Here is a 9219-nt window from a genome sequence, read left to right on the forward strand (position 1 = left end):
GATGAAAGCCGTCGGAGCAGGTGCCGCGCATGCCGAGCGTGTCCCACACCGACGTGCGCTCAAGCGTGCGGTTGGCATCGGCCGGGATCACCACCATCACCTGATCGGAGCTGGCCGCATCCGGGGCGCGACGCGCCGTGGCGAGGATGGCGTCGGCATAGTTGCCATAGGAGATGACGGTGGCTTCCTTGGTCAGCGCGAAGCGCCCGCCGGCGACCTCGACCGCACAGATCGAATTGCGCAAATTGCCGCCGATGCCGGCCTCCGTCGTCGCCGAAGCCATCAGAAGCTGCTCGTCGGCGATGCGCCGCATATAGGCGCGGTGCCAATCGCTGGCGCCTCCGTGAGTGACAAAGCTCGACGTCTTGATCTGATGCATGGCATAGATCATCGCGCTCGAGCCGCAGGCCTGGCCGAGCTGCACGATGAGGTCGGCGATCTGCATCGTGCCGAGCCCCTCGCCGCCATGCTCGATCGGGATCGCCACGCCGAGCAGGCGCTCGCGCTTCAGCGCTTCGATCGTCTCCGCCGGGAAACGCCCCTCCTTGTCGACGGGGTCGGCATGGCCGGCGGCGATTTCGGCGACGCGGCGCATGCGCTCGGTCGCGGCTTCGGGCGCCTCCGCGAGCGAGGCCGCCTCTATCTTTCTCAACACGTTCATGGCTACGCCGCCTTGCGCGTCAACTGCGAAACCGCATCCGCGATGCTGGCCAGCGAAGAGAAGGTGCGCCGCGTCAGCATCGTCTCGGGGAATTCGATGTCGAACTCCTCTTCGAGCGCCAGCATCATCTGCACTGAGGCGAAGGAGGTCAGCCCCGCGTCATAGAGATTGGCGTCGTCAGCGAGCGCGCCGAAATTCAGCGGAATCATCGGATGCTGCTCGAGCAGCGAGCGTATCTGGTCAATCATGGAGGCCCCACCTTGCGTTGTGCAGCCGGCAATATCGCAGACGCAATGCAACCGTGGCGTTAACGCCGCAGAGCAGTTTCAACCATGCCTAAGGATCGGTAACGGACCGCAATACAATTTTACGGCTCTCGATTCGGACGGACCTCTGTCCGGCGTTTCTTGTGGCTCTGTATCCGCATCGATATCAAGCCACGCGCTTTCGCCGCCGCCAGCCTTCCGCAAAAGCCTGCCGTCAATCAATCAATCAGATAAATGGTCGACAATAGGCCCTCACTTTGGCCTAATGGTTGCCGCTATCCCATTCGAGAGCTGCTGGACGATTTTTGGAACGGCGAGACCGGGGTAAGAGTATGAAGTTCACGCTGCGGGCTCTCTTGCCGTTGACCTTGATCGCAGGCTGCTCGTCGAGTGTTGCGTCGATCAATCCGGCGAAATACGACGGGATGAGCTGCGCCGAGCTCAACAATGCGCTCGGCGACACCGCCACCGATATTTCGCGGACGGCGATCAGCCGCGGCAAGGTCGCCAATACCAGCGTGCCGACTTGGCTGCTCGGCGGCGAGCGCGTGAAGACGGTCGTGGCCAATCGCGATACCGCCAGGATCGAGCGGCTGCAGCAACAGCAGCAGGCGATCATCACGGCCAGGAAGAGCCGCTGCCCGTCCTCGCAGTGACCAGGGCGTCGCCGAGCAGCGGAAGTCTCAAGCGCTGATGCGGAACCTGGTCGTATCGATCGCCGCCTTCATCAGTGTCTGCGTGTAGGCTTCCCGCGGATTGCCGAAGATCTCCTCGGCCGGCCCTTCCTCGACGATCTTTCCCTGCTTCATGACGATGATGTAGTCGGCCATGGCGCGCACCACTGCGAGGTCGTGGCTGATGAAGAGGTAGGACAGTCCGTGGTCCGACTGCAGCTTGCGCAATAGCTCGACGATCTGCTTCTGCACCGAGCGGTCGAGCGCCGAGGTCGGCTCATCAAGCACCACCACTTTCGGCTTCAGGATCATAGCGCGGGCAATGGCGATGCGCTGGCGCTGGCCGCCGGAGAACTCATGCGGGTAGCGGTTGCGCGCGTTGGGGTCGAGGCCGACCTCGCGCAACGCCTCGACGGCACGCTGGTCGCGCTGTTTGCCCGTCAGCGAAGGCTCGTGCACCAAAAGCCCTTCGGTGATGACCTGGCCAACCGTCATGCGCGGCGACAGCGAGCCAAACGGATCCTGGAAGACGAGCTGCAATTCGCGCCGCAGCGGCCGCATCGCGTGGCGGTCGGCCTCTGAGATGTCGCGGTCGCCAAAGCGGATGACGCCGTCGCTGGGGAGCAGCCGCAGCAGCGCGCGGCCGAGCGTCGATTTGCCGGAGCCGGACTCGCCGACGATGCCGATCGTCTGGTTGCGCTTCAGCCGGATCGATATCTTGTCGACGGCCCGCAACATCAGCGGCTCGCCGCCGAGAAAACCACCGCCGATCTTGAAGACGACCTCGACGTTGCGGCCTTCGAGCAGCACGGGCGAATTGGCGGGCGCGGCCGCCTTGGTGCCGGTCGGCTCGGCGGCGAGCAGCATCTTGGTGTAGGCGTGCTGCGGATTGGCGAAAAGCGCTTCCGCCTCGCCCTCTTCCACCACCTCGCCCTGGCGCATGACATAGACGCGGTCGGCGAAACGGCGGACGATGCCGAGATCATGGGTGATGAAGACGATCGCCATGCCGAGCTTGCGCTGCAGTTCGGCAAGCAGCATCAGGATCTGCGCCTGAATGGTGACGTCGAGCGCCGTCGTCGGCTCGTCGGCGATCAGGATGTCGGGATCGTTCGCCAAAGCCATAGCGATCATGACGCGCTGGCGCTGGCCGCCCGACATTTCGTGCGGATAGGATTTCATCCGCCGCTCGGGATCGGGGATGTGCACCAGTCTCAACAGCTTCAGCGCCTCCTCACGCGCGGCCTGGGCACTCAGGCCGCGATGGCGGCGGATCGGCTCGATGAGCTGGTTGCCGATGGTGTAGAGCGGATCGAGCGAGGTCATCGGCTCCTGGAAGATCATGCTGATCTTGCGGCCGCGAACCTTGTTGAGCTCGCTCTTGGTCATCTCCAGGAGGTTGCGGCCGCGGTAATCGACCTGGCCGGTCGCTTCGCCATTGGAGGAAAGCAGGCTCATCGCCGCCATCATCGTCTGGCTCTTGCCGGATCCGGATTCGCCGACGACGGCGACGGTCTCGCCGGCATTGACCTTTATGCTGATGCCCTTCACCGCCTCGACCGTGCCGTCGAGGGTCTGGAAGCGGACGCGCAGGTCCTTGACGCTGAGGATCGTTTCGGAAGCCATGTCGGCGATCCCCATCCTTATCGATCTTTGGGGTCGAGCGCGTCGCGCAGGCCGTCGCCGACAAAGTTCAGCGCGAACAGCGTCGAAACGAGGAAGAAGGCCGGGAACAACAGCAGCCAGTTGGCATAGCCGATGTTCTTGGCACCGACCGAAATCAGCACGCCCCAACTCGTCATCGGCTCCTGCACGCCAAGCCCGAGGAAGGACAGGAAGCTTTCCAGGATGATGACCTGCGGCACCAGCAGCGTCATGTAGATCACCACCGGCCCGAGCAGGTTGGGGATGACGTGGCGCACGAGGATGCCGCGCTGGCCGACGCCCATCGCTTCCGCCGCCTGAACGTATTCTTGCCTGCGGATCGACAGCGCCTGGCCGCGCACGATGCGCGCCATGTCGAGCCACAGCACCGCCCCCACCGCCAGGAACATCAGCACGAAGTTGCGGCCGAAGAACACCACCAGCATGATGACGAAGAAGATGAAGGGCAGCGAGTAAAGCACGTCGACGATGCGCATCATCACCTCGTCGACCCTGCCGCCGGCAAAGCCGGCCGTCGCGCCGTAGATCACGCCGATGACGCCGGCGACGACACCGGCAAGCAGGCCGATCGCGAGCGAAATGCGCCCGGCCATCAGCGTGCGAGACAAGAGATCGCGCCCGGTGTTGTCGGTGCCGAAGAAGAAATACTGCTGCTTGACGGCCGAGCTCATGGTCATTTCGAGCCCATCGGGCGACTTGCTCTCGATCTTCGTGTCGTCGAAGGCGTCGGAGCGGTCGAGATAGCGGATATTGCGGTCGTCGATCGGCTTCTTGGAGGTGACGGTGACGACGACGCGGCTGCCGTCTTGGTGCCACTCCTTGATGTCGACGCGCATGCGTTTGATCGCGTCGCTCAGCGCACCCTGGATCATGTCGGGCTTCGGATAGGCCGACAGGCTCGGCGGCGTGCGCACATAGTCGCCGTAGATGGTCGTGTATTCATGCGGCACGACCATAGGGCCGAACACGCTGATGACGGCAATGAATGCCAGATAGTAGAGGCTGAACATGGCGGCGCGGTTGCGCTTCAGCCGCGCCCAAGCATTGCCCCAGAGCGAGCGGCCGACGATCGGCTCCGGAGCGGCTACGGCAAGCTCAGTCATAGCGCACCCTCGGATCGACGACCGCATAGAGAAGATCGACGATCAGGTTGAAGACGATGGTGAAGAGCGCGATCACCACCACAGTTCCCATGACCAGCGTGTAGTCGCGGTTGAGCGCGGCGTCGACGAAGTAGCGGCCGACACCTGGAATGGAGAAGATGGTCTCGACGATGATCGAGCCGGTGAGCAGCGCCGCCGCCGCCGGACCGGTGAAGGAGACGATCGGCAGCACGGCGCCGCGCAGCGCGTGCTTGACCACCACCGACCAGTCGGAGAGGCCGAGCGCGCGGGCGGTGCGGATGTGGTGCGAGCGCAGGCTCTCGATCATCGAGCCGCGCATCAGGCGGGCGACGATGGCAATCTGCGGCAGGGCAAGCGTCAGCACCGGCCCGACCTTGTTGATTAAGGCGCCGTCGCCCCAGCCGCCGATCGGCAACAGCTTCCAGGAAAGGCCGAAGACGAGCTGGATCACCGGCGCGGTGACGAAGGTGGGGATGGTGCTGCCGGCGGTGGCTAGAGCGATCACCGAATAGTCGGCTATTTTATTCTGGTTGAGCGCGGCGATCGTGCCGAGGATCGAGCCGAGCAGCAGCGCCAGCACCAGCGCCGAGGTACCGATCTGCACCGAGATCGGCAGGCCCTTGGCGAAGAGTTCGGTGACGGTGAAATCCGGCAGGTTGTAGCTCGGTCCGAAACTGCCGCGCAAAAGATTGCCGAGATAGTGGAGATATTGCAGCCAGAGCGGATCGTCGAGGCCGAACTGGGCTTCGAGATTGGCCCTGATTTCGGGGCTCAAGCCCCGCTCCTGGTTGAACGGGCCGCCTGGCGCGACGCGGATCAGGAAGAACGCCACCGTCACGATGACGAACAGCGTCGGGATGGCGGTCAATAGCCGCCGAAAGACATAACGCAGCATCGGCGCCCCGCTTCAGCCAGGGCGACGGCTCTCCAGACGAGATCGTGGCGCGCTGGCATCTCTGATCTTCGCACCGCGATCGCCGAAAATCCAATGCGACTTTCGGCCCGGCACGACGACAGACCGCGGCCGCCGCTCCCTAAAAGAGAGCGGCGGCACGGCCAAGGTTCCTTGTCAGTCCTTGGAGATGAAGCGAGACGGATGAATGTCCATCACATTGTCCTCGAAGCCATGCAGCTTGGAGGAAACGATGTCGTGGTAGCTGTAGTAGAGCAGCGGGATTTGGCCGACATCGTCGACGAGGATGCGCTCCGCTGCGGCGAGGTCCTTCATGCGCTCCTCAGGCTTGCCGCCGGCGGCGGCTGCCTTGTCCATGGCGGCTTCATAGGCAGGGCTGTTATAGTTCGAGTAGTTGTTGCCGCTCGCCTTGCGCGAGATGCCGAGGAAGGTCTCCGGATCCTTGTAGTCGGCGATCCAGGCGGCGCGGGCGACGTCGTAGTTGCCCTTCTGCTCGAGGAAGCCATAGTGGGTCTTGGTGTCGGTGTTGAGCAGCGTCACCTCGATGCCGAGCGGCTTCAGCTGTTCCTGGATGGCGACCGCGGTGTTCTTGTGGTTCTCCGAGGTGTTGTAGCGGATCTCCATCTTCAACGGATGCTCGGGTGTATAGCCAAGCTTTTCCAGCACTTTCTTGGCCGCATCCTCGCGGTCGATCTGAGACATGTCGGCGTATTTGGCCAGTGCCGGCGTGTAGCCCTCGATGCCCGGAGGCACCATCGAATAGCCGGGCAGCATCGAGTTCTGCCAGACCTTCTCGGCGAGGAAGTCGCGATCGATCGCCATCGAGATGGCGTTGCGCAGCTCGACGTTGTCCCAAGGCGCCTTATCGGTCTTGACCGCATAATAATAGGTGCCGAGATATGGCCCCACACGGATCTGGTCACCGAATTTGGTTTTGAGATCGGCGAGCTGTTCGGTCGGCAGGTCGCCATAGCTGTCGAGTTCGCCGGCCTCGAAGCGCTTCATCGCGGACGAGCGATCCTCGGTCGGGATGTAGTTGACCACGTCGAGCTTGACGCTCGCGGCGTCCCAGAACTTCGGGTTCTTGACCAGTTTCATGTGGTCGTTGGGAATCCACTCCGCCAGCGTATAGGCGCCGTTGGAGACCAGCTTGCCCGGTTTGATCCAGTCCGCGCCGAGCTTGTCGATCGAAGCCTTGTTGACCGGATAGGTCGCCTGGTGGGTCAGCATCTCCAGGAAGTAGGGCGTCGGAGCCTTCAGCGTGACTTGCAGAGTGTTGGCGTCGATCGCCTTCACGCCCATATCCTCAGCCTTGCCTTTCTTCGTGTTGAAGTCCTCGGCGCCTTTCACCGGATAGAGCATCGAGGCGTATTCTGCAGCGGTGGCCGGGTCTTCCAGCCGATGGAACGAGTAGACGAAGTCGTCCGCCGTCACCGGGCTGCCATCCGACCACAGGCCGTCCTTGCGCAGCTTGAAGGTGTAGACAGTGCCGTCGTCGGACACCGTCCAGCTTTCGGCGGCGCCCGGAATGAGGTTCGTCTTCGGGTCATGCATGACGAGGCCCTGGAACAGGTCGCGTATAATATCGGCCTCGTAGACCGTCGACGTCTTGTGCGGATCGACCGTCTCCGCCTCGGCAGCGGATCCGCGATTGTAGACGGTCTCGGCAAAGGCGGGCGTGTAGAAAGCACCGGTCGCCAAGGCCATCGTGGTGGCGAACACGGTCGCCTTCAGCAGGTTTTTGAGCATGAAGTCTCTCCCTTGTTGGCGCGGCCCCTCAACCACGCCTTGAGTGTTGACGCCCCGGAACCGTCAACGGGTCCCTTTTGAGCGCGCCCCGGTTCCCTTCCGGCGGCTGGTGGCGGGAGACTAGACAGAGGAATATCTTATTTCAACTGCCCGCTGCTTGACGTTGAGTGAGCAGCGTTTCGCTAAAACAGCGATATCTAAAGCTTAGGCGTCCCGTTCAACTGTGTGCACCTTTCGGTTGTCCCAGCCGTTTTCTGTTTTTGCAAGCAGGTTTTGGCATTCTCCGGCCCATGCTGAAGAACCGAAATTTCCTTGCTCCTTGGTTCCGTTTCCGGGCTGACGCCGCGGGCACGTCTGCGGTCGAATTCGCCATGCTGGCGCCGATCTTCATCCTGCTATTGCTCGGAATGGTTGCATACGGAATCTATTTCGGCGCCAGCCATTCGGTCCAGCAGATCGCCGCCGACGCGGCGCGAACGGCGATCGCCGGCCTCAACCAGACGGAGCGCCAGGCGCTGGTCACCGATTTCATCAGCCATGACGTCGCCGGCTATGCTTTTGTCGACCCGAAAAAGCTGACGGTCGACGCCAAGGACAGTACCGTCGACGGCAGCCAGTTCATCGTCTCAGTCAGCTATGACGCGCGCGACCTGCCGATCTGGAGCCTGTTCCGGACGCTGCCGTTGCCGGGCACCACGATCCAGCGCCAGTCGACGATCCGGGTCGGAGGCATATGATGCGCTACTCCGCGGGGAGAGTGATGGACGCTGCGCGACGGCTGATCGCCGACCGGCGCGCCAATTTCGCGGTTATGACCGCGCTCTGCACGCCAGTGGCGCTGACGCTGACCGCGTTCGCGATCGATGAGGGCTCGCTTTATAACGAACGCCGCGCCGCGCAGTCGATCGTCGACCTCGCCGCGATCACCGCCGCCGCCAACATCAACAAAGCCCAGCAAGCCGTGCTGACGACGCTGAGGGACAACGGAATCACGTCCGTCGCCGTGCAGCAGCAGGGCACCAAAATCGAGCCGACCGGCAGCAAGGCGGTCGTCGAGGTCGTGCCCGGACGCTATTCGGGGGTCAGTTCCATCGCGGCCGGCAGCCGCTTCGAAGCGGGCAAGCTGCCCTATAATGCCGTCCAGGTGTCGATGAAGAAGCTCGGCACGCTCTATTTCGCCGCTTCGGTGATGGCCCCGCCGGTGATCGGCACGACAGCCACCGCAAGCGCCCAGCCCGCAGCAGCATTCTCGGTCGGATCGCGGCTCGCCAGCGTCAATGGCGGCATCCTCAATGCGCTGCTCGGCGCGCTTCTGGGCGGCAACCTCTCACTCAGCGTGATGGACTACAATTCGCTGATCTCGGCCGATGTCGACGTGCTCTCCTTCACCGATGCGCTGGCGACGCAGCTGCGTCTGACCGGCGGTACCTATTCGGATGTGCTCGGCTCGAAGGCAACGGTCGGCCAGATCACCACCGCGATGGCCAACGTGCCCGGGCTCGACCGCACCGCCAAGCTCGCGCTGCAGACCATGGCCTCGAGCGCCACCAACTCGGTCAAGATCCCGCTTGGCCATCTCGTCGACCTCGGTTCGGTGGGCAGTCTGGGGCTCGGACAGAAGCCCGCCGGGCTTTCGGTCAGCGCCAGCGCCATGAGCATGGTGAGCGCAGCCGCGGCGCTCGCCAACGGCACGAACCAGGTTACGGTCGACCTCGGGGCGACGATACCGGGACTGACATCGACTACGCTCCAGGTCGCCATCGGCGAACCCATGCAGTCCTCGCCATGGCTGGCGGTGGGAGAATTGGGCACAGTGGTGCGCACGGCGCAGACGCGCATCAAGCTCAATCCCAGCGTCGGGATTGGAAACGGGAACAACGGCAATGGCTTTGGCAACGGCACCGGAAATGGCACAGCCGGCATGAAGCTGGGCGGCGGCGTCAAGCTGCTTGCCGTCAACCTGCCGCTCAATATCGAGGTCGCCTATGCCGAAGCCAAGCTGACCGACATCAGCTGCCCGACCGGGCCCTCCAGCATCAAGGTCTCCATCGCCGCGCAGCCGGGCGTCGTCGCGGCCCATCTCGCCGACAGCAACGCCAGCGGCTTCGCAGACTTCGGCAAGCCGCAATCCTTCAGCGACGCCGACATCGCCGACGTCAGCCTCAAG

General features: G+C 63.3%; 9 protein-coding genes. 3 read left to right on the plus strand and 6 right to left on the minus strand.

Annotated elements, in window-relative coordinates; genetic code table 11:
- Together EOA60_RS08240 and EOA60_RS08245 are read right to left on the minus strand one after the other, a co-directional pair.
- The coding region (locus EOA60_RS08240) for an acyl-CoA dehydrogenase family protein (RefSeq protein ID WP_245502536.1) at positions 1 to 595 on the minus strand (595 nt) is incomplete at its 3' end.
- 68 nt (positions 596 to 663) lie between these two features.
- Complete coding sequence (locus EOA60_RS08245; protein WP_066997751.1) at positions 664 to 909, minus strand: acyl carrier protein; 246 nt, start codon at positions 907 to 909, stop codon at positions 664 to 666.
- A 350-nt stretch (positions 910 to 1259) separates the two neighbouring features.
- On the opposite strand from EOA60_RS08245, the gene EOA60_RS08250 reads away from it, so the two are divergent.
- Positions 1260 to 1583: a hypothetical protein gene (locus EOA60_RS08250; protein ID WP_128311231.1), complete on the plus strand. Its 324-nt coding sequence runs from the start codon at positions 1260 to 1262 to the stop codon at positions 1581 to 1583.
- Positions 1584 to 1610: 27 nt separating this feature from the next.
- Here EOA60_RS08250 and EOA60_RS08255 read toward each other — a convergent pair whose 3' ends face one another.
- The 4 genes from EOA60_RS08255 to EOA60_RS08270 all read right to left on the minus strand — a co-directional run bounded on the left by EOA60_RS08255 (position 1611) and on the right by EOA60_RS08270 (position 7052).
- Complete coding sequence (locus tag EOA60_RS08255; protein WP_095800339.1) at positions 1611 to 3227, minus strand: ABC transporter ATP-binding protein; 1617 nt, start codon at positions 3225 to 3227, stop codon at positions 1611 to 1613.
- Between the two features lie 17 nt (positions 3228 to 3244).
- Entirely contained in the window at positions 3245 to 4369 is a 1125-nt protein-coding gene (locus EOA60_RS08260) for an ABC transporter permease subunit (protein WP_067327929.1), read from the minus strand.
- Entirely contained in the window at positions 4362 to 5285 is a 924-nt protein-coding gene (locus EOA60_RS08265) for an ABC transporter permease subunit (RefSeq protein ID WP_066997760.1), read from the minus strand. The genes EOA60_RS08260 and EOA60_RS08265 overlap by 8 nt, the downstream gene beginning before the upstream one ends.
- Positions 5286 to 5459: 174 nt before the next feature.
- Positions 5460 to 7052, minus strand: coding sequence for a peptide ABC transporter substrate-binding protein (locus EOA60_RS08270; protein ID WP_095800238.1), 1593 nt, complete (start codon positions 7050 to 7052; stop codon positions 5460 to 5462).
- A 290-nt stretch (positions 7053 to 7342) separates the two neighbouring features.
- Here EOA60_RS08270 and EOA60_RS08275 point away from each other — a divergent pair, with 290 nt between their 5' ends.
- On the plus strand, positions 7343 to 7789 hold the full coding sequence (locus EOA60_RS08275) for a TadE/TadG family type IV pilus assembly protein (protein ID WP_082980554.1): 447 nt from the start codon (positions 7343 to 7345) through the stop codon (positions 7787 to 7789).
- A partial coding sequence (locus EOA60_RS08280) for a pilus assembly protein TadG-related protein (protein ID WP_128311234.1) occupies positions 7786 to 9219 on the plus strand: 1434 nt, incomplete at its 3' end. The genes EOA60_RS08275 and EOA60_RS08280, both read left to right, overlap by 4 nt.

The sequence above is a fragment of the Mesorhizobium sp. M1A.F.Ca.IN.020.06.1.1 genome (assembly GCF_004023265.1).
Classification (GTDB): domain Bacteria; phylum Pseudomonadota; class Alphaproteobacteria; order Rhizobiales; family Rhizobiaceae; genus Mesorhizobium.